We start from the raw sequence: 252 nt of genomic DNA on the forward strand, positions 1-252 counted from the left end.
TTCTTACACTGTGCGCAATGTGTTTTGAGGCGCTTTGCACTTCTTTTTTTGCCAACCAAGTATATGGGTATATCCACTTTCCCTGTAAAAACAGAATTAATACAGCGCCTGCAACAATATACAAAAAGTCTGTGGCGTTATTAAATGCAAAGTACCCAGCAACACATGCTATAAAGCTTGCAATATAAAACACTTGTAAGCGAATAAAGTCGCAACCACGCACCAGGTAATGCTGGCTATACGCCATAGGTA

1 pseudogene is annotated in these 252 nt (G+C 40.1%); it reads right to left on the minus strand.

The features are described 5' to 3' along the window. Positions 1 to 252: pseudogene (locus AAEY62_RS23635) on the minus strand (endonuclease/exonuclease/phosphatase family protein); the annotation flags it as partial.

The organism is Pseudoalteromonas sp. GW168-MNA-CIBAN-0100, from assembly GCF_040309225.1.
GTDB classification, from domain to species: domain Bacteria; phylum Pseudomonadota; class Gammaproteobacteria; order Enterobacterales; family Alteromonadaceae; genus Pseudoalteromonas; species Pseudoalteromonas arctica.